Source organism: Pseudomonas sp. GW-45 (genome assembly GCF_056896675.1).
This window is the reverse complement of sequence record NZ_CM167674.1, coordinates 88,831-106,935: the sequence shown is the minus strand read 5'-3', so window position 1 is coordinate 106,935 and position 18,105 is coordinate 88,831. Positions and strand designations below refer to the sequence as shown.

The following is an 18,105-nucleotide window of genomic DNA, read 5'->3' as shown; positions in this document are numbered from 1 at the left end:
TTCAGCCCGCATCCAGCATCTGCTGCACTTGTTCAGCTATCGCCAAGCTGGCAGTGAGCCCCGGCGACTCTGTGCCGAACAGGCTAATCAAGCCGGCCACACCATGTATTGTCTGATCTTGGAGGACGAAATCCATGGCCGGTTCCCCCGCCCTGCTCAGCTTAGCCCGAACACCAGCATAGGCCGCTTGTAGCCGTTCCGGGTCACAATCTGGCCAATAGCGCTGCACCGCATTGGCGAATGACTGTTTCAGAGTGGCATCCACACGGTAATCAAGCTTATCGATGTAGCGCACATCGGGCCCGAAGCGCAGTTGACCAGCCATATCCAGCGTCGCATGCACGCCCAAACCAGCAGTATCGACCTCGGGCATAGGGTAAACCAGATGTCGGAAGGGCGACGACCCGGCATAGGAAAAATAACGACCCTGACACCAATAGGTTGCCGGAATCTGCTTTGCCCCCACTACTGTTTGCTGTACCTGTGTAGCAAAAATCCCCGCAGCATTGATCACCTGCCCAGCCGTTAACACGAAGGGCTCTGCGTTACTTACGCCTTCCAGGCGCAGATGCGATTCTTGCGGTGCAATGCGCTGCACCTGACTGCGGCAGACAACAGCACCGCCAGCTAACTGCAACGCCGCCTCAAAGGACTGCATCAACGCATGGCTATCGACAATACCGGTCTGCGCAGAGAATAACCCCGCCACCGCGCGCACCTTTGGCTCCAGCTGGTGCACCTGCGCAGCGTCCAGCCACTCCAGCGCAACCCCATTTGCCGTGGCGTTAGCCTGTAACTGCTGCAATGCGGGGATTTCTGCGGCTTCCACCGCGACCAGCAACTTACCAATCCGCCTATGCGGCACACCGTACTCTTCGCACCAGGCATATAGACGGTCACGCCCCTCAACGCATAATCGCGCCTTGAGCGAGCCCGGCGAGTAGTAAATACCGGCGTGAATTACCTCGCTGTTGCGACTCGAGCTGTGCTGACCCATCCAGTCTTCCTGCTCCAAGACCAGCACGCTGCGGCCAGAGCGCGCTGCGCGCTGCGCTATCGCCAAACCGACCACGCCGGCACCGATCACCACCAGATCAAAGTCCGTCGCCATAATCTCCGTCCCTAAGCGCACCATCGAAACCCGCTCCACATTCTGCCGATGCCCTGCCAGTAATGACAGCTCGCCAGGCCAGTTGCGGGCGCACTATCAACACGATCAACAAGCGCAATAAGGCCGCTGTAGCCCAACCGGGCCACAGGCACGTATAATGTCCGCCCTCAACCGACAACTTCAGCGGAGATTTACCATGGCGGAGCGCAAGGCCAGCGTCGCGCGCGACACTTTGGAAACCAAAATCAATGTAGCCATCAACCTCGACGGTACCGGCGAAGCAGACTTTGATATTGGCGTTCCCTTCCTTGAACACATGTTGGATCAGATTGCCCGACACGGCCTGATCGACATGACCATCAAGGCCCGTGGCGACCTGCACATTGACGACCACCACACCGTTGAAGACGTGGGTATCACATTGGGTCAAGCCTTTGCCAAGGCTCTCGGCGACAAAAAAGGCATCCGTCGCTACGGGCACGCCTATGTGCCGCTAGATGAAGCCTTGTCACGCGTGGTGATCGACTTTTCCGGGCGCCCTGGCTTACAGATGCACGTGCCTTTCACCCGTTCCAGCGTCGGCGGCTTCGACGTAGACCTGTTCATGGAGTTTTTCCAGGGCTTCGTCAATCACGCCCAGGTCACTCTGCACATCGACAATCTGCGCGGCGTGAATACGCATCACCAGATTGAAACCGTGTTCAAGGCCTTTGGGCGCGCACTGCGCATGGCCATTGAGCATGATGATCGCATGAGCGGCATTATGCCCTCCACCAAGGGCTGCCTGTAACCGATGTCGAGTCATGTAGCCGTCATCGACTATGGCATGGGCAACTTACACTCCGTCGCCAAGGCGCTGGAGCATGTGGGTGCGCTGCAGGTAGAAGTGACCAGCGACCCGCAGGCGATTCTTAACGCAGACCGCGTGGTGCTCCCCGGTGTAGGTGCGATTCGCGATTGCGTCAGCGAACTGCGTCAACTCGGCCTGGACCAAGTGGTGCAGCAAGTCGCCAAAGAAAAGCCCCTGCTGGGTATTTGCGTCGGCATGCAGATGCTGCTGGAACACAGCGAAGAGAATGGCGGCGTGGATAGCCTTGGCCTGTTTCCCGGTCAGGTGAAGTTTTTTGGTGAAGAGCTGTATGACGGTAACGTGCGCCTCAAGGTGCCGCACATGGGCTGGAACCAGGTACAGCAGACCATAGACCACCCGCTCTGGCATCGCATCGAGCAGGATGCGCGTTTTTACTTCGTGCACAGCTACTACGCCGCCCCAGGTAAAGCAGGCCAACTGGCCGGCCGCTGCCATTACGGCGTTGATTTCGCCGCCGCCTTGGCACAAGACAATGTATTCGCCACCCAATTCCACCCAGAGAAAAGCCACACCAATGGCCTGCAGCTACTGCAGAACTTTCTTGCCTGGGATGGACGCTGGTAACGATCAGAGCGCCAAGCTATCCGCTTGACGCTCTTTTTCCATAGGAAAATTTATGCTCATCATTCCCGCTATCGACCTCAAAGACGGTGCCTGCGTGCGCCTGCGCCAAGGCTTGATGGACGACGCAACCGTCTTCTCCGATGACCCCGTCGCCATGGCTGCCAAATGGGTAGAAGCCGGCTGCCGCCGCTTGCACCTGGTCGATCTGAATGGCGCCTTCGAGGGCAAGCCGGTCAATGGCGCCGCAGTCACCGCGATTGCTAAGCGCTACCCTAACCTGCCAATCCAGATTGGCGGCGGCATTCGCTCGTTGGAAACCATCGAGGAGTACATCAAGGCCGGCGTAAGCTATGTGATCATCGGCACCAAAGCAGTCAAGGAGCCGGCTTTTGTCGCTGAAGCCTGCCGCGCCTTCCCGGGCAAAGTTATTGTTGGCCTCGACGCTAAAGACGGCTTTGTCGCTACCGACGGCTGGGCCGAGGTAAGCGATATTCAAGTGATCGATCTGGCTAGACGATTCGAAGCCGACGGCGTTTCAGCCATCGTCTACACAGACATCGCCAAAGACGGCATGATGCAGGGCTGCAACGTCGAAGCCACTGCCGCACTGGCCAATGCCACATCGATTCCAGTGATCGCCTCCGGCGGCATCCATAACCTGGGCGATATCCAGACGCTGCTGAATACCACCACGCCTGGCATTATCGGCGCCATCACCGGCCGTGCCATTTATGAAGGCACGCTGGATGTTGCCGTCGCCCAAGCCCTGTGCGATGAGCATGCGGCACGCTAATCGCCTTTCCACCTCGTTCTGGAGCTTCTGACATGGCACTGGCAAAACGCATCATCCCCTGCCTGGACGTAGACAACGGTCGCGTGGTGAAGGGCGTTAAGTTTGAAAGCATTCGCGATGCCGGTGACCCGGTGGAAATCGCTCGCCGCTACAACGAGCAGGGCGCAGACGAAATCACCTTTCTCGACATTACCGCCAGCCATCAGGAACGCGATACCACGCTGCACACGGTCGAGCGTATGGCCAGCCAGGTGTTCATCCCGCTGACAGTAGGCGGCGGCGTGCGGACCGTGCAGGACATTCGCAACCTATTAAACGCCGGCGCAGACAAAGTCTCGATCAATACCGCAGCGGTGTTCAACCCCGAGTTCGTCGGTGAAGCGGCGGATCGCTTTGGCTCGCAGTGCATCGTGGTCGCCATTGATGCCAAGCGTGTTTCTGCGCCGGGCGAACCGGGCCGCTGGGAGATTTTTACCCACGGTGGTCGCAAGCCTACCGGGCTGGACGCCGTTGAATGGTCACGCAAGATGGAACAACTGGGCGCCGGTGAGATTCTGCTGACCAGCATGGATCAGGACGGCGTAAAGAGCGGCTACGATCTGGGCGTTACTCGCGCCATCAGCGACGCGCTGCACATCCCCGTGATTGCTTCCGGCGGCGTTGGTAACCTGCAGCATCTAGCTGACGGTGTAACCCAAGGCGGCGCTGACGCAGTGCTGGCCGCCAGCATCTTCCACTTTGCTGAGTTCACCATCGCCGAAGCCAAAGCTTATATGGCCGAGCGCGGTATTGAGATGCGCTTGTAAACAGACGCTTTAGCTTATTGCGCGCGAGACAGCAGCGTCTGCACGCTGACCAGCCGCACCCCTTCTTTTGCTTCCAACTCGGGCAAACGCCGCTCAAGAAAGCGCAGGGTTTCCGGATAGGGATGGCCTATCAGCACCGCTGAACCCTGCTTGCGGGCTCGCGCCAGCACCAGTTTGAACTCGCGTTCCAGGTCAATATCATTGCGCTGGTTATCCAGAAAGATATCACGCGATACGCTCGCCACACCCTTTGCCTGCGCAGCGAAGGCAGCCTGAGTGTCTTTAGTGGTGCGGCTGTCGACAAAAAACAGTTTGCGCTCACCCAGTCGCGCCATCAGCCAATCCATGCGCTCGCGATCTGCGGTTAGCTTACTGCCCATGTGATTGTTGACGCCCTGAATCGGACTGAAAGCATTTAAGCTGGCTTGCAACTGCGCATCAAAACCCGCGCGCTCCATTTGTGTGTTTAAGCCGCCCTCGCCGATCGCCAGTCCAGCCATATTTTCCATCGGCAGATGCAGCATGACCGGTTTGCCAGCCGCAGCGGCCAGCTGCGCCAGCGCCTGCGCATTACGAGTAAAAGGCATAATAGCCAAAGCAACCGGCCCCGGCAGGGCGATCACCCGCTCACCCGCTGCACGGTTGCGACCTATGTCATCAATGATGATGCTGAGTTTAGGTATTTGAGCGGCAGGCGCGGGCGCTTCAGCAAGCGCTTGCTCGGCAGGTTCGAGCACAATGTCTTCAATTACAAGCGGATCAGCTACTGGGACCGGGCACTCCAGCGTTACAGGCAGCGACGGCAAAACCTCTCCCATCGCCCCTGTATCGGTTTGCACCTCAGTCGGAGCCTCAGCCTCGGGTGGTTCTTCTTCCGAACAACCAACCAATAACATAGCGCTCAGCAAGACACCCGCAAAGCCCACGCCCAAGCCGCGCGCGCGAATACGCGCAGCCACCTTAACCAACACCGTCACCCGCAGAACTTACTGCACGCGATCGCGGGCGATATTCAAACCTTTCAACAAGCTGACCGCCTGGCTCAACTGGTAGTCATCGGCCAGTGGACTGTCGCCGTGGCTAGTCGATGACGTGGGCCGCTCATTACCACTAGCATTGTTCAAGTGGCCAGCCAGATCGGCCTCGCGATAGCTGATCTCGCCTTCATCCAACGTTAGGTGCGCACGCTCAACGCGAATATCCGGCACTATGCCCTGCGCCTGAATCGAGCGCCCCTTGGGCGTGTAATAAAGTGCCGTAGTGAGCTTGAGGCCACTGTCGTTGTTCAGCGGCAGCACTGTCTGTACCGAGCCCTTGCCAAAGCTGTCAGTACCCATGATCACCCCACGCCCCAGATCCTGCAGCGCGCCGGCGACAATCTCTGACGCAGAAGCCGAGCCGCCATTGATCAGCACCACCAGCGGAACATCGCCAGAGGGATTGTTGCTGGTTGCGCTGAAGCGCATCTCTGAGTTACTCATGCGACCTTTGGTATAGACGATCAAGCCTTTATCGACGAAGGCATCGACCACTTCAACAGCGGACTGCAGCACGCCGCCGGGATTATTACGCAGATCCAACACCAAGCCTTTGAGCTCACCATCTGCCTTTAAGCGGTTCAGGCTGGTGCGCACTTCGTCACCGGTATTGATTTGAAACTGAGTCACCCGCAGGTAAGCGTATCCGGGCTCAAGTAGCTCGGACTTTACGCTCTTGACCTTAATGATCGCGCGTTTCAGCGTCACCTCGAACGGGCGGCCATTATTGCGCACCAAGGTTAGACGAATACTAGTGCCTGGATCGCCGCGCATTTTGTCGACGGCATCCATCAGGCTCATACCTTTAACCGGCTGATCGTCGATCTTGACGATGAGGTCGCCCGCCTCGATCCCGGCTTCTGCGGCGGGAGTATCATCAATCGGCGACACTACCTTGAGAAAGCCATCCTCCTGCCCCACTTCGATGCCCAAGCCACCGAAATGGCCTTGCGTCGTATCTTGCAGTCCGGCAAATTCCTCCGGCCCCATATAAGCCGAGTGCGGGTCCAGCCCTTCGAGCATCCCGCGGATCGCGTTCTCCAGCAGCGTGGCGTCATCAACCGGCTCGACGTAAGCAGTGCGAATACGCTCGAACACCTCGGCAAAGGTACGTAGATCATTCAACGGCAGGGGTGCGGCAGCCTCCTGTGGTGCCTCTTGCGCATACACAGGGGCCAGACTGAGACTCAGGCTCAAGCCGGCAACTAACAGACTACGCACTGCAATCATGTAACTCTCCCAACGCAAGAAAAGCGGACGGCGACTCGGCTGCAACGCAGCCAAAACCACGCATGGCATCATCCCGACAGCATACACCACGCCAATGGATCGAGCGCCTGACCCTTGTGGCGAATGGCGAAATACAGCGATGGTTCGGATATACCACCACTATTACCGACGGTGGAGATCGGCTCACCTGGCTGCACCATTGCGCCCACGTCGCGCAGCAGCGTCTGATTATGTCCATAAAGACTCAGATAGCCGTTGCCGTGGTCCAGAATCAGTAGCAGGCCTGAGCCCCGCAGCCAATCGGCGAAGACGACACGGCCGCCATGAATCGCATTGACCTGGGTGCCTACCGGCGCGGCAATCAGCAAACCATCCCACTTTAAACGGGAGTCGCCGCCACGCTGGCTGCCATAGCGTGAAGCAATGCGTCCGCGAACCGGCAGCGGCATTTTTCCGCGTGCCTGTGCGAAGGCCAGATTGCCCGCTGTCGGCTGGCCCGGAGTCTGTATTACACCTTGGTTCGCCGTTGATGCTGGCGGCGGGGATGGCATGGCAAGGCTGGTAATAGCTTCATCCAGCTTTTTGATCAGCTTGTTCAAAGCCGCCCGCTCGGCTTCGCGCGCAGAGAGCTTTTCGGCCTGCGAGCGACTACGCCCCTGCAGCGACGCCAGTAGTTGAGTACGTTTTTGCTGCTGGGCTTTAACTGCCACTTCGCGCACCGCCAAATCTTCCCGTGCGCTCTGCAATGCCGCCTGCTCGCGTACTATCTCAGCACTGGCGAGCTGAATCTGCTTGAGGGTATCGTTGAAACGATTGATTTCTTCAACGCGCGCCTGCCCCACGTACTCGTAATAGCGCATCATCCGAGCCATGCGAGCCGGATCGTCCTGATTCAACAGCACCTTGAGATAGCCCTGCTGGCCGGCCATATAAGCTGCCCGCACTTGCTGCGCTATCTGTTCCTGCTGCGCTGCCAATGAGGCCTGAAGTGCTTTGGCTTGATCACGCAGATCAAGCAGGCGAGTTTCACCGTCGCGGATCTGCTGCTCAAGTTCGGAGCTTTCGCGCTTCAAGCGTCCGATATCAGTCTCACTTTCCTTGAGCTCTGACTCTAGCCCCGAAACTTCTGTTTCCAGGCCCTTGAGCATATCCTTGAGGCGCTGAATATCCGCTTGGGTTTTCTCCAAATCAGCTCGTGCCGCACGCGAATCAGTCTGCTGCGCGTGAGCCGGTAGCGCTACGCAGAGCAGCAGCGCGCTGAACGCAGCAGCAGCCAAAGGTCGGCCCATTAACCGCACTCGTGTCAACAGCCACTCCATTGGCCCTGCCCTCCATTCAAGATAAACAAGCTTCAGAGCCGCGTCACAATCGAGCGGCCGGTCATTTCTTCCGGCTGAGGTAAACCCAGCAGCGTCAGTACCGTTGGCGCCACATCGGACAGTATCCCGCCATCACGCAGCTCTACAGCACGCGGGCCTACGTAAACAAAAGGCACCGGCTCGCAGGTGTGCGCAGTGTGCGCCTGGCCGGTTGAGTCGTCTGCCATCTGCTCGACGTTGCCGTGATCGGCGGTAATCAGCGCCTCGCCACCGACCTTATCTAGCGCTGCGGCAATACGGCCGATGCACTCATCCAGGCACTCTACCGCTGCAACGGCGGCGTCGAACACGCCAGTATGGCCGACCATATCGCCATTCGCGTAGTTAACAATAATTACGTCATAACGCTGCTGCTCAATCGCCTCGACAATACGATCGGTCACTTCAGGGGCACTCATTTCTGGCTGCAGGTCATAAGTAGCTACCTGTGGCGAAGGAATCAAAATGCGCTCCTCACCTTCAAACGGCTCCTCGCGTCCGCCAGAGAAGAAAAAAGTTACGTGGGCGTATTTCTCAGTTTCAGCGATGCGCAGCTGGGTTTTACCCTGCTTCGCTAGATACTCACCCAGCACGTTATTGAGTGATTCCGGCGCATAGGCGAAGGGCGCAGGTATAGTGGCAGCGTAGCGCGTTAACATGACGAAACCAGCCATGTTCAGTTCGCGCGAGCGCGCAAAGCCGTTGAAGCCCGGCTCAACAAAAGCGCGGCTTAGCTCACGGGCACGATCGGCACGGAAGTTCATGAACACCACCGCATCGCCATCTTCAACCCGCACAACCTCGCCAATACTCGTCGCTTTAACAAATTCGTCGTTTTCACCGCGCTCGTAGGCTGCATTCAGCGCGTCAGCGGCGGTCGGCGCAGAGAACTCGCCCTGCCCCTCGCTGATCAAACGGTAAGCGGCTTCAACTCGGTCCCAGCGGTTATCGCGGTCCATCGCAAAGTAACGACCAATCAGGCTGGCCGTGCGACCTTTACCCAAGCGGGCGTAGGTGTCTTCCATAAATTGCAGTGACGGCGCAGCACTTCTTGGCGGCGTATCACGCCCATCCAAAAAACCGTGTACATATATGTGTTGAGCACCGCGCTTGGCCGCCAGCTCGACCATGGCCGCCAAATGCTCTTCATGGCTATGCACTCCGCCCGGCGATAACAAACCCATGATGTGCACTGCGCGCCCGGCACTCACCGCGCTATCCACCGCGGCGCAGATAGTTTTATTAGTAAAGAAGTCACCATCAGTGATCGCCTTGGTAACGCGGGTGAAATCTTGATACACCACGCGCCCGGCGCCGAGGTTCATGTGGCCAACTTCGGAATTGCCCATTTGCCCATCCGGCAGCCCCACGTCCATACCCGAGCCTGACACCAGTGTGTGCGGAGCGTTAGCCCACAGCTTGTCCCAAACCGGGGTATTGGCCGCCATGATGGCATTGGATTCCGGTGATTCGCTGTGACCGAAACCATCGAGAATCATGAGCACTACGGGCTTAGGGGCTACTGTCATACTGAATTAACTCACAGGTTGAATTGGGCGAAGAGGACCACAGCCAACCAGGGCTGCGCCAGGCGACAAAATCAGAGCCACAGTTTACTTGTCGAGCCCCCAGCTGTCATGCTCGGCTCCGCCTCAGCCAAACGGAGGCTTAGCGGCACGCCGCAGCCGTTTTTATTTCCGCCGGACCAGCGCTCGCTCCTAGAGGCCAGCCTTGGTGTATACTCGCCCCCTTTATCGATTTCGGAAGCATCTCCAATGCAGTTTCTCCAACACTTGATTGAATTCATCAGCGCCCATTATCTGCTGACCACCGCATTCCTTGTGGTACTTGGCTTGCTACTGTTCACCGAAGGGCGCAAATCCGGCACGGCTGTTAGCACTCAGCAAGCGACTACCATGATCAACCGCGAAAACGCCGTAGTGGTGGATTTGCGCTCAAAGAAAGACTTTGCGACCGGGCATATCGTCGACGCACTTAACATTCCGTTCGACAGCCTCACCACTCGTCTCAGCGAATTGGATAAGCACAAAGGCAAGCCCTTGCTTTTGGTTTGCGCTGCAGGCCAACACGCCGGGGGTTGCGCCAAGCAACTCAAAGCAGCCGGGCACGAGAATGTAGCCCGCCTGTCTGGTGGCATTGGCAGCTGGCGCGCGGACAACCTTCCGCTGGTGAAATAACATGGCCAAAGTCGTTATCTACAGCAGCAATTATTGCCCGTTCTGTATTCGTGCCAAGCAGCTGCTCGACAAAAAGCGCGCGGATTACAAAGAGATCAGCGTCGACGGAAGACCGGCTATTCGCTCTGAAATGACCCGCCTGGCCGGTGGTCGCACGTCGGTCCCGCAAATCTGGATCGGCGACACCTATATCGGTGGCTGCGACGAGCTGTTTGCCTGCGAGCGTGCTGGACAACTGAACGGCCTGCTGGCAGGGTAATCAGCCAGATGTATACAACGCTTTAAACCACACTAACGAGCATTTTAAATAGGGACCGAGCATGGCCGACGAAAACCAGAATAATCAAGCCGCCAACGGCGCAGCCAGCCAGCCGCAGTTCAGCCTGCAGCGCATCTACGTCAAGGATATCTCTTTCGAGTCACCCAAGGCGCCAAGCGTATTCCAGACCCAGTGGAATCCGCAGGTCAATCTCGATCTGAACACCCGTAACACCCAGCTGCAGGAAGGCATGTACGAAGTCGTGCTGACCCTGAATGCGACTGTGACCAACGGCGAAAATGAAACCACCTTCATCGCCGAAGTGCAGCAGGCTGGTATCTTCGCTATCAATGGCCTGGATGAAGCAGCACTGCGTCACACGCTGGGTGCGTTCTGCCCTAACATTCTGTTCCCTTACGCACGTGAGGCTATCGACAATTTGGTTCTGCGTGGCAGCTTCCCTCCGCTGATGCTGTCACCGGTCAACTTCGACGCGCTTTACGCTCAAGCAGAGCAGCGCCGCACCGAAGAAGCCGCCGGTACCGCCTGATCGACTGGGAGTGGTGCTGCCCTACGCCAGCGCGGGGCGCGCCACACCTTTTATCCCCGCTCGCCATCGCCTGCAAAAACCAACTCACAGAAACCGACTTTTGCCTTGTGCCCCATACAGCGCATGCTCTAAGGTAGGCAACCGCAATTTTGCAGAAGACGGAATATCGCATGACCCTGCCTGCCTCACGCCCCCTTTATCTACTTGCTTTCATTGTCTGTGTGCTGCTGATGGGCACTGCCCTGTATCTAGAGCACGTGGTCGGCCTGGAACCTTGCCCCCTGTGCATAATCCAGCGCGTGGCGGTCATCCTGATCGGGCTACTATGCCTGGCCGCAGTGCTGCATAACCCCAAACCCCGCAACGGCAAACGCACCGGAGCCCGCATATACGGGGCCCTTACTTTGGCCCTCAGCCTACTCGGCGGTGTCACTGCCGCACGCCAGGTCTGGCTGCAGCATCTGCCCGCGGATGAGCTGCCAACGTGTATGCTGCCGTTGGATTATATGCTGAAAGAACTGCCCTTTGAGGAGACCCTCAGCTTGGTCTTCAGCGGCACCGCCGACTGTGCTGAAGTGACCTGGACATTCCTCGGTCTGAGCATCGCCGAGGGCACGCTAATCGCATTCGTTTGTTTTGGCGTATTTGGCTTAATGCAAGTTGTCCGCCGAATCGATTGACCCCCAGAGGAGCAGCCCGTGAACAAGCTATTAATCCTGTTGTTATGCTGCACCTTGGCCAGTTGTGCTAGCCCGGACGTTGAGCAATACGCCCAGCAGACGCCAAAACTGTCGATGCAGGATTACCTCAACGGCGACCTAGAAGCCTGGGGTATGTTCCAGGATCGCAGCGGCGACGCCATAAAGCGTTTTCACGTCAAGATGACCGGCACATGGAAAGGCGACACCGGCACACTGGACGAGCGTTTCACCTATTCCGACGGTAGCACCGAACGTCGCGTCTGGACGTTAACCCTTCAGCCAGATGGCAGCTGGCAAGGCACCGCTGATGATGTTGAAGGCACTGCCGTTGGCATGCTCGCCGGTAACGCCTTCCATTGGCGCTACACGCTGCGCCTGCCAGTAGACGGCCGCACTTGGCTGGTCGACCTCGACGACCGTATGTACCTGATCGACGAAAACGTCATGCTCAACCGCGCGGTCATGAGCAAATGGGGAATTAATCTCGGCAGCATTACACTCAGCTTTTATAAACCTTGAAGCACAGCCATCGAGTGGCCTATTCTGTTGCGACAGAGACACCCGATACACCCACATAGCCGGTGCGCCGGCACAAGTACGACGAGGTGGAAGATGCTGGACAGTTGCACAAACTCTCAGGAGCGCTGGGGCGGCGTTCACCAGCTAATAGACCGCTGGCTTGCCGAGCGCAAGCAGCTAGTAGTCACTCACACCCAGCTGCGCAAGCGCCAAGCGCCAACCAGCGCCCCAGACAACGAACTCGCTGCGTTCTGCGATGCCTTGGTCGACTACCTTTCGGCTGGGCACTTTGAAATCTACGAGCAGCTGATGCGTGAAGCGGAAGACTTTAAGGACCAGCGGGGCATTGACCTCGCCCACCAGGTTTACCCGCGCATCGAAACCATTACCCGTGAGGCGGTCACGTTCAACGATACCTACGGCCAGCCGGATTGCGGCGTCGAAGAAGACACCATGCAAACTCGCCTACAGCACCTTGGCGGCCTGCTGCATGAGCGCTTTGAGCTGGAAGACTGCCTGATCGAAGTACTGCACACCGCTCACAAGGACATGCTCAGCACCGTCTGAGCCACAGGAAACGCCAGTGACCAGCACCGACAACAGCACCAAGGCTCCCAAAGCCGGCGACAAAGTATCCAATCCTCTGCACCTGCTGCAGACCCTGACCAGAACACTGAATGAGCATCTCGCCAGTGCCTGCAACCAGGCCGAGCAGGATGCACAAAAAGTAATGGACAAGCTGCAGCGCCAGCAGGAAAAGCTTGAGCTCAAGCTCAGCCAGACGCAGCAAAAACTGGCTGCCCGTGAGACCGAGCAACCCGACAAGCCCGCTAACAAAACGCGTAAGAAATTAGGCGAACTGGAAGCCGCGAAACTCGAACTGCATGAAGCCCGCCAGAAGGCAGAAAGCTACATCAAGCAGTTAAACAGCGACGTGCGCCAGACACTGCGGCTAGCCAAAGGACTGGAGCGTATTGACAGCCAGGTCGGCCAAGCCCTGGAGAAACGCGATACCCCCGCACCAGCGGCCAAACCGCGCGCCCGTCGCCCCGCGACGCCACGCAACAATACAAAACCCACGCGCGCGCGCAAGCCGAAAACCACTACACCGCCGGCGAACTAAAACAAGTAATCGCGGCTGCATACTGCTCTAGCAGGCTCTGCAGCCGCGTATCCGCCTCGATACCTCTCTGCGCCACAGACAACGCCCACAGTTGATCCAGCAGTGCCACCGCCTGCGACGCAGATAGATCCTCTGCGTATTTCTGCAAACGCCCCAACTGCAATAACTCAGCGTCCAACTCAACCGCTTTAACCTGTTGGTATAGCGTTTGGGCTTCAACATCCGGCTTTAGATTGCGGCGCACCAGGCGCAAAGGTGCAACTATCTGCTGCTGCCAAGGCAACTGCTGCGCCACCAAGCGAGGCAGCTGCCCAGATGGCAAACTACGCCCGCACGACCAAAGCCAGCCTGTCGTCAGCAATAGCAAAACGTCCAACTCAAACTCATCTTGCAGGGCCAGCAGGCTCGGCATTACGCCGGGCTGGCGATAACAATCCAGCGCCCACTCAGTCAAGCCGTTACGATCTTCACTCATTCATCTCTCCCGCTGCTCACAGCAGCATGGCGCGCTGATATACTCCGCCGCATGATCACTATCGAATCGCTTACGTTACAACGCGGCCCCCTGCGGCTGCTCGACAATGCCAATCTTACCCTGCATTCCGGCCAGAAGGTCGGCTTGCTGGGCACCAATGGCGCCGGCAAATCAAGCTTGTTCGCACTCCTGCGCAGTGAGCTGGAGCCGGACTCCGGCACCTGCAGCTTGCCTGCAGACTGGCGCATTGCCCACATGCACCAAGAGATCGAGAACCTGGACCGGCTAGCGGTCGATTACGTACTCGACGGCGACTTGCGCCTACGCGACATTCAGCACCGCCTGCAGCAAGCAGAGGCGCAACAGGCCGCTGAACAACTTGGCATCATCTATGGCGAGCTGGAAAGTCACGATGGTTTTACCGCAGACAGCCGCGCACGCACGCTATTAGCCGGCCTCGGTTTTACCAGCGAGCAATGCGATCGCCCAGTGGGCGACTTTTCAGGCGGTTGGCGCATGCGTCTCAATTTGGCCCAAGCGTTGATGCGACCATCAGATCTGCTATTGCTTGATGAGCCTACCAACCACTTGGATCTGGACGCTATTCTCTGGCTGGAAGATTGGCTGCGCGGGTACCCCGGCACCCTGCTGTTGATCTCCCACGACCGTGATTTTCTCGATGCGGTAGTCGAGCATATCGTGCATGTTGAAGGCCAGAAGCTAAACCTCTATCGCGGCGCTTACAGCCAGTTTGAGCGTACCCGCGCCGAGCGTTTGGCACAGCAGCAGTCGGCTTTTGAGAAGCAGCAGGCACAGCGCGAGCATATGCAACGCTACATCGCCCGCTTTCGCGCGCAGGCCACCAAGGCCAAGCAGGCGCAAAGTCGCCTGAAAGCGCTTGAGCGCATGGAAGAATTGGGGCCTGCACACATCGACTCGCCGTTTTCTTTCAGCTTCCGTGAGGCAACCAATCAGTCTACCCCGCTGCTGGATCTGGACAAAGCCCAGCTAGGCTATGAAGGCAACGGCATACTCGCGAACGTTAAGCTGCAGCTCGCCCCAGGGGCACGTATCGGCTTGCTCGGCCCGAATGGCGCGGGCAAGTCGACGCTGATCAAGTCTCTCACCGGTGATCTGCCGTTGATTGCCGGCGAGCTAAAAACCGGCGAGCACCTGTCCATTGGTTACTTTGCCCAGCATCAGCTCGACAGCCTCGACGCCGCGGCCAGCCCTCTGCTGCATCTGGCGCGGCTGGCGCCGGACGAGCGCGAGCAAACGTTGCGCAACTTCCTCGGCGGCTTTGCCTTTCAAGGGGATCGCATAGATCAAGCGGTTGAGCATTTCTCTGGTGGTGAGAAAGCTCGCTTGGCGTTAGCGCTCATTGCCTGGCAAAAACCCAACCTGTTGCTGCTGGACGAGCCAACCAACCACCTTGACATGGAAATGCGCCACGCCCTGACCATCGCCCTGCAGGCCTTTGAAGGCGCCATGCTGCTGGTATCGCACGACCGCGCGCTAATTCGCGATACCACCGATGAGCTTTGGCTGGTTGCCGACGGTAAAGTAATCAATTACAACGATGATCTGGACAGTTATACCCGTTGGCTAGCCCAGTTCCGACAACAACAGGCGGCTGCAGCGCAGCCAGAAACCAGCAACGCTCCCAAAGTGGATGCCAAAGCTCAACGCCGCGCCGCGGCGGAGCTGCGACAGCGCTTGGCGCCGCTGAAAAAGGCGGCAGATAAACTGGAGCAGCAGCTGGCCAGCGCCAATCAAGAACATGCAGGAGTGGAAGCAGAACTCGGTGATCCCAGCGTTTACGAGGCCAACAACAAGGATAACCTCAAGCAATTGCTGGCCCGACAAGCGAGCTGCCAACAACGCATCGACGAGCTGGAAGAGTCGTGGCTGCTAGCCCACGAAGAACTGGATAGCCTGCAGTCTGAGTTGCAGGACGAATGAGCGCACAGCGGAGTTCAGTATGATTCTCTGGATTGACGCCGACGCCTGCCCCAGACCGGTACGCGATGTGGCGGTTAAGGCTGCACGTCGTAAGCAAATCGAATTGGTATTAGTCGCCAATAGCGCTCAACAATTGCCGCCCGGGCCTGGCATACGCCAGGTCACCGTCTCCGCCGGAGCGGATGCCGCCGACCATTACATCATCGAGCAATCACGCCCCGGCGACTTGGTAATTACCGCCGATATTCCCCTGGCAGCGGGCCTGGTCGACCGCCATGTGACCGCGATAAACCCACGCGGCCAAATCTATGACAAAGCCAGCATCGGCGACCGCCTAGCCATGCGCAACCTGATGGATGAGCTGCGCGGCGCTGGTCTGGCCGGCCGCGGCGGTCCTGCCCCCTACAGCGACAAAGACAAACAGGCGTTTGCCAATGCTCTTGATCGACTGCTGACGCGCGGGAGCTAGCCGCGCTTGGTAATAAACCGGCTAACCTCGCCGTTCAATTGCCCACGAACGGCCTCCAACTCACTCGCCAGGCCCGCCAATTCGACCGCCTGATCCGCGTTGGCAATGGCGATGTCGCCAATGCCCTGTAGATGCTTGGCCACATCATCACCAACGGTAGCCTGCTCATGGGTAGCTGCCGCGATGGTGCTATTGAGACTGGCGATATTGGCAATCTCGGCAACTATGCCGGAAAGAATTTGTGCACTCTGTTCGGTAACCGAAAGACACCGATCAACCGACGCCTGACTGCGCTGCATGGCGCCGCGCGCCTCTTCTGAGGCGTGCTGCAAACGCGACATAAAGTCCTGGATTTCGGCAGTCGAATGCGCCGTACGCTGCGACAGGTTACGCACTTCATCGGCCACTACAGCAAAGCCACGGCCCTGCTCTCCCGCACGCGCTGCTTCGATGGCCGCATTCAATGCCAGCAAATTGGTCTGCTCGGCCACGCCCTTAATGACATCAACCACTTGGTCAATATCGATCGCCAATTGCGCGGCGCCATTAACTGCAGTGCTGGTAAGACGAATATTTTCTTCCAGAGAACCCACTTCCTGACGGATGTCCAGCATTGCCCTATGCCCCTGCTGGGCATGGCCATCGGCATCTTCAGAGGCTTTCGCCGCATCTGCGGCGTTGCGTGCAACGTCGGCAGTTGCATGACTAAGCTCCTGCATCGCTTGGACCATGTATTGGGTTTCATCTTGCTGGCGCTCGGCACTTTGACGAACCACGTCAGATTTCCCGGTAACCGCCTGACCCACATCGCTCAAGCGCTGCAGGCTATCGCCTACATCCGCCACCATCAGATCCAGCCCGTCGACAAATCGATTGAATGAGTCAACCATGGGAGTGCGCATCGGTACCCGATAAGTCAGGTCTACTCGCTCCCCCTCGGCCATCATCATCGCCGTTGCGCGGCCCATGGCCTCACCCTCCAGCGCATCGCGATAGCCCAGTTGCGCCAAATAAATCAGCACCGCTGCCTCCACCACCACATAGCCTGCGTGCACAAATACCAGGCCAAAGGTCACCCCTTGCGCCAGCCAAACGCCCTGCTGCTGTGATTGCAGATAGAAAAACATGAAATGGTGAATCGCAATGACCAGCGTCGCCACCAGAATTGGCAGCCAGTCTCGGTAATAAATAAGAAAAGCCAACAATACGAAAATGGAAAAATGCATTTCCAACGTACCGTGGCTTTGATTGATATGCAGTGCGGCCATCACCATAAAAGCAGCGCCCATCGCACAGCGAAACAGCCGGCCACCCTTGCCTAGCGCATGCAAGCCATGCATAGCCAATAAAGTGCCGCCACCGACGACTAGCGTCTGAGCCCAGGTACCATACCAGGAGGCCAAGGCCAAGGACGCGAGCATACATAGCCAGAGCACACCCAGCATGACACGGTCAGCTTGCAGGTAATGGGCATCAAGGCTCAGAGACTGGGGTACTGTTGGATTCATCGATAGACCCCTCACCAGGATCAAGATCACACAAACAAGCCACCGCATCCTGGCGAGTGATTGCTACCTTGCGTCCTGCTAGCAGGGCTTGCACCACTGGCTCGACAAAACTGCTGTCGGTTGTACAGTGCGCTCCGTCACTGTAGGGGCCTACATAGGCCAGATTTCCTTCGGCATCCCAAATGGCGATAGACGGGGCGCCAGGCCAGTCGGCCCATAACTCGGGTATCGGCCAATAAGGCAGCGCCTTGAGGCCATCGGTCAGACCCTCAACGGTAGCCTGACCGGAACGCGCGAACTGTACGCCCTGCGCAGCAAAGCGTTGGGTCATTTCGTCGACATAATCTTCATGCCCTGCGCTGCACGGACAGACCGCTTGCCAAACATGCAAAACTTGTACATGCCCCGGCGCGAAAGGTGGCTTCACGGCCTCACCTTGAAAAAACACCGGCCGCTCAAACGACTTAATATAGCGCGCTTCAAACCACCAAAAAGCCCACACCAGCCCGCCCAGCCAAACCAGTAGCAACAACAGGGTCAAGAAACGGCGCGGCCAGACAGTCATAGGTCA

At 57.9% G+C, this 18,105-nt stretch carries 21 protein-coding genes; 13 read left to right on the top strand and 8 right to left on the bottom strand.

Going from position 1 to position 18,105, the window contains the following annotated elements:
- Position 1: 1 nt before the first annotated feature.
- Positions 2–1,111, bottom strand: a complete 1,110-nt coding sequence (locus AC1XYH_RS00465) for an NAD(P)/FAD-dependent oxidoreductase (protein WP_483324720.1) — start codon at positions 1,109–1,111, stop codon at positions 2–4.
- A 196-nt stretch (positions 1,112–1,307) separates the two neighbouring features.
- Here AC1XYH_RS00465 and hisB point away from each other — a divergent pair, with 196 nt between their 5' ends.
- From hisB to hisF, 4 genes are read left to right on the top strand one after another with little or no spacing between them, the layout of a single operon-like run.
- Complete coding sequence (hisB, locus tag AC1XYH_RS00460; RefSeq protein WP_483324719.1) at positions 1,308–1,901, top strand: imidazoleglycerol-phosphate dehydratase HisB; 594 nt, start codon at positions 1,308–1,310, stop codon at positions 1,899–1,901.
- 3 nt (positions 1,902–1,904) lie between these two features.
- The gene (gene hisH / locus AC1XYH_RS00455) at positions 1,905–2,546 is read left to right on the top strand and encodes an imidazole glycerol phosphate synthase subunit HisH (protein ID WP_483324718.1); all 642 of its coding nucleotides are present in this window, start codon (positions 1,905–1,907) and stop codon (positions 2,544–2,546) included.
- Positions 2,547–2,598: 52 nt separating this feature from the next.
- Entirely contained in the window at positions 2,599–3,339 is a 741-nt protein-coding gene (gene hisA / locus AC1XYH_RS00450) for a 1-(5-phosphoribosyl)-5-[(5-phosphoribosylamino)methylideneamino]imidazole-4-carboxamide isomerase (RefSeq protein WP_483324717.1), read from the top strand.
- Between the two features lie 32 nt (positions 3,340–3,371).
- Positions 3,372–4,145 carry an imidazole glycerol phosphate synthase subunit HisF gene (gene hisF / locus AC1XYH_RS00445; protein ID WP_483324716.1) on the top strand — a complete coding sequence of 258 codons (774 nt, stop codon included), beginning with the start codon at positions 3,372–3,374 and terminating at the stop codon, positions 4,143–4,145.
- A gap of 14 nt (positions 4,146–4,159) precedes the next feature.
- Here the strand turns inward: hisF and AC1XYH_RS00440 are convergent, their stop codons facing one another.
- From AC1XYH_RS00440 to gpmI, 4 genes are all read right to left on the bottom strand, one after another.
- Entirely contained in the window at positions 4,160–5,104 is a 945-nt protein-coding gene (locus AC1XYH_RS00440) for a divergent polysaccharide deacetylase family protein (RefSeq protein WP_483324715.1), read from the bottom strand.
- A 27-nt stretch (positions 5,105–5,131) separates the two neighbouring features.
- Positions 5,132–6,412 (bottom strand): S41 family peptidase, encoded by a 1,281-nt coding sequence (locus tag AC1XYH_RS00435; RefSeq protein WP_483324714.1) that lies wholly within the window; start codon positions 6,410–6,412, stop codon positions 5,132–5,134.
- A 68-nt stretch (positions 6,413–6,480) separates the two neighbouring features.
- Positions 6,481–7,731 (bottom strand): murein hydrolase activator EnvC family protein, encoded by a 1,251-nt coding sequence (locus AC1XYH_RS00430; protein WP_483324713.1) that lies wholly within the window; start codon positions 7,729–7,731, stop codon positions 6,481–6,483.
- 32 nt (positions 7,732–7,763) lie between these two features.
- Positions 7,764–9,299, bottom strand: coding sequence for a 2,3-bisphosphoglycerate-independent phosphoglycerate mutase (gpmI, locus tag AC1XYH_RS00425; RefSeq protein WP_483324712.1), 1,536 nt, complete (start codon positions 9,297–9,299; stop codon positions 7,764–7,766).
- A 246-nt stretch (positions 9,300–9,545) separates the two neighbouring features.
- On the opposite strand from gpmI, the gene AC1XYH_RS00420 reads away from it, so the two are divergent.
- From AC1XYH_RS00420 to AC1XYH_RS00390, 7 genes are all read left to right on the top strand, one after another.
- Positions 9,546–9,968 (top strand): rhodanese-like domain-containing protein, encoded by a 423-nt coding sequence (locus AC1XYH_RS00420; RefSeq protein ID WP_483324711.1) that lies wholly within the window; start codon positions 9,546–9,548, stop codon positions 9,966–9,968.
- A 1-nt stretch (position 9,969) separates the two neighbouring features.
- The gene (gene grxC, locus AC1XYH_RS00415; RefSeq protein WP_483324710.1) at positions 9,970–10,227 is read left to right on the top strand and encodes a glutaredoxin 3; all 258 of its coding nucleotides are present in this window, start codon (positions 9,970–9,972) and stop codon (positions 10,225–10,227) included.
- Positions 10,228–10,288: 61 nt separating this feature from the next.
- On the top strand, positions 10,289–10,777 hold the full coding sequence (secB, locus tag AC1XYH_RS00410) for a protein-export chaperone SecB (protein ID WP_483324709.1): 489 nt from the start codon (positions 10,289–10,291) through the stop codon (positions 10,775–10,777).
- A 170-nt stretch (positions 10,778–10,947) separates the two neighbouring features.
- A complete protein-coding gene (locus AC1XYH_RS00405) occupies positions 10,948–11,457 on the top strand; it encodes a disulfide bond formation protein B (protein WP_483324708.1) in 510 nt (169 codons plus the stop codon).
- A gap of 18 nt (positions 11,458–11,475) precedes the next feature.
- Positions 11,476–11,997, top strand: coding sequence for a DUF3833 domain-containing protein (locus AC1XYH_RS00400; protein WP_483324707.1), 522 nt, complete (start codon positions 11,476–11,478; stop codon positions 11,995–11,997).
- A gap of 93 nt (positions 11,998–12,090) precedes the next feature.
- Positions 12,091–12,564: a sigma D regulator gene (rsd, locus tag AC1XYH_RS00395; RefSeq protein WP_483324706.1), complete on the top strand. Its 474-nt coding sequence runs from the start codon at positions 12,091–12,093 to the stop codon at positions 12,562–12,564.
- Between the two features lie 16 nt (positions 12,565–12,580).
- Positions 12,581–13,120, top strand: coding sequence for a hypothetical protein (locus AC1XYH_RS00390; protein ID WP_483324705.1), 540 nt, complete (start codon positions 12,581–12,583; stop codon positions 13,118–13,120).
- On the opposite strand, the gene AC1XYH_RS00385 is transcribed toward AC1XYH_RS00390, so the two are convergent.
- Complete coding sequence (locus AC1XYH_RS00385) at positions 13,101–13,595, bottom strand: TIGR02444 family protein (protein WP_483324704.1); 495 nt, start codon at positions 13,593–13,595, stop codon at positions 13,101–13,103. The genes AC1XYH_RS00390 and AC1XYH_RS00385 overlap by 20 nt on opposite strands.
- Before the next feature lie 51 nt (positions 13,596–13,646).
- On the opposite strand from AC1XYH_RS00385, the gene AC1XYH_RS00380 reads away from it, so the two are divergent.
- A complete protein-coding gene (locus AC1XYH_RS00380; protein ID WP_483324703.1) occupies positions 13,647–15,557 on the top strand; it encodes an ATP-binding cassette domain-containing protein in 1,911 nt (636 codons plus the stop codon).
- A 19-nt stretch (positions 15,558–15,576) separates the two neighbouring features.
- Positions 15,577–16,026, top strand: coding sequence for a YaiI/YqxD family protein (locus tag AC1XYH_RS00375; protein ID WP_483324702.1), 450 nt, complete (start codon positions 15,577–15,579; stop codon positions 16,024–16,026).
- Here the strand turns inward: AC1XYH_RS00375 and AC1XYH_RS00370 are convergent.
- Both AC1XYH_RS00370 and AC1XYH_RS00365 read right to left on the bottom strand, forming a co-directional pair.
- Positions 16,023–17,534, bottom strand: coding sequence for a methyl-accepting chemotaxis protein (locus AC1XYH_RS00370; RefSeq protein ID WP_483324701.1), 1,512 nt, complete (start codon positions 17,532–17,534; stop codon positions 16,023–16,025). The genes AC1XYH_RS00375 and AC1XYH_RS00370 overlap by 4 nt on opposite strands.
- Positions 17,500–18,099: a DUF6436 domain-containing protein gene (locus AC1XYH_RS00365; protein ID WP_483324700.1), complete on the bottom strand. Its 600-nt coding sequence runs from the start codon at positions 18,097–18,099 to the stop codon at positions 17,500–17,502. Before AC1XYH_RS00365 ends, AC1XYH_RS00370 begins: the two co-directional genes overlap by 35 nt.
- Between the last annotated feature and the right edge of the window lie 6 nt (positions 18,100–18,105).

Coding starts and splice junctions, on each gene's coding strand:
- hisA (WP_483324717.1), top strand. CDS start 2,599: ATGCTCATCATTCCCGCTATCGACCTCAAAGACGGTGCCTGCGTGCGC.
- gpmI (WP_483324712.1), bottom strand. CDS start 9,299: ATGACAGTAGCCCCTAAGCCCGTAGTGCTCATGATTCTCGATGGTTTC.
- AC1XYH_RS00385 (WP_483324704.1), bottom strand. CDS start 13,595: ATGAGTGAAGATCGTAACGGCTTGACTGAGTGGGCGCTGGATTGTTAT.
- secB (WP_483324709.1), top strand. CDS start 10,289: ATGGCCGACGAAAACCAGAATAATCAAGCCGCCAACGGCGCAGCCAGC.
- AC1XYH_RS00465 (WP_483324720.1), bottom strand. CDS start 1,111: ATGGCGACGGACTTTGATCTGGTGGTGATCGGTGCCGGCGTGGTCGGT.
- AC1XYH_RS00375 (WP_483324702.1), top strand. CDS start 15,577: ATGATTCTCTGGATTGACGCCGACGCCTGCCCCAGACCGGTACGCGAT.
- hisF (WP_483324716.1), top strand. CDS start 3,372: ATGGCACTGGCAAAACGCATCATCCCCTGCCTGGACGTAGACAACGGT.
- rsd (WP_483324706.1), top strand. CDS start 12,091: ATGCTGGACAGTTGCACAAACTCTCAGGAGCGCTGGGGCGGCGTTCAC.
- hisB (WP_483324719.1), top strand. CDS start 1,308: ATGGCGGAGCGCAAGGCCAGCGTCGCGCGCGACACTTTGGAAACCAAA.
- AC1XYH_RS00435 (WP_483324714.1), bottom strand. CDS start 6,412: ATGATTGCAGTGCGTAGTCTGTTAGTTGCCGGCTTGAGCCTGAGTCTC.
- AC1XYH_RS00405 (WP_483324708.1), top strand. CDS start 10,948: ATGACCCTGCCTGCCTCACGCCCCCTTTATCTACTTGCTTTCATTGTC.
- hisH (WP_483324718.1), top strand. CDS start 1,905: ATGTCGAGTCATGTAGCCGTCATCGACTATGGCATGGGCAACTTACAC.
- AC1XYH_RS00370 (WP_483324701.1), bottom strand. CDS start 17,534: ATGAATCCAACAGTACCCCAGTCTCTGAGCCTTGATGCCCATTACCTG.
- grxC (WP_483324710.1), top strand. CDS start 9,970: ATGGCCAAAGTCGTTATCTACAGCAGCAATTATTGCCCGTTCTGTATT.
- AC1XYH_RS00420 (WP_483324711.1), top strand. CDS start 9,546: ATGCAGTTTCTCCAACACTTGATTGAATTCATCAGCGCCCATTATCTG.
- AC1XYH_RS00380 (WP_483324703.1), top strand. CDS start 13,647: ATGATCACTATCGAATCGCTTACGTTACAACGCGGCCCCCTGCGGCTG.
- AC1XYH_RS00365 (WP_483324700.1), bottom strand. CDS start 18,099: ATGACTGTCTGGCCGCGCCGTTTCTTGACCCTGTTGTTGCTACTGGTT.
- AC1XYH_RS00430 (WP_483324713.1), bottom strand. CDS start 7,731: ATGGAGTGGCTGTTGACACGAGTGCGGTTAATGGGCCGACCTTTGGCT.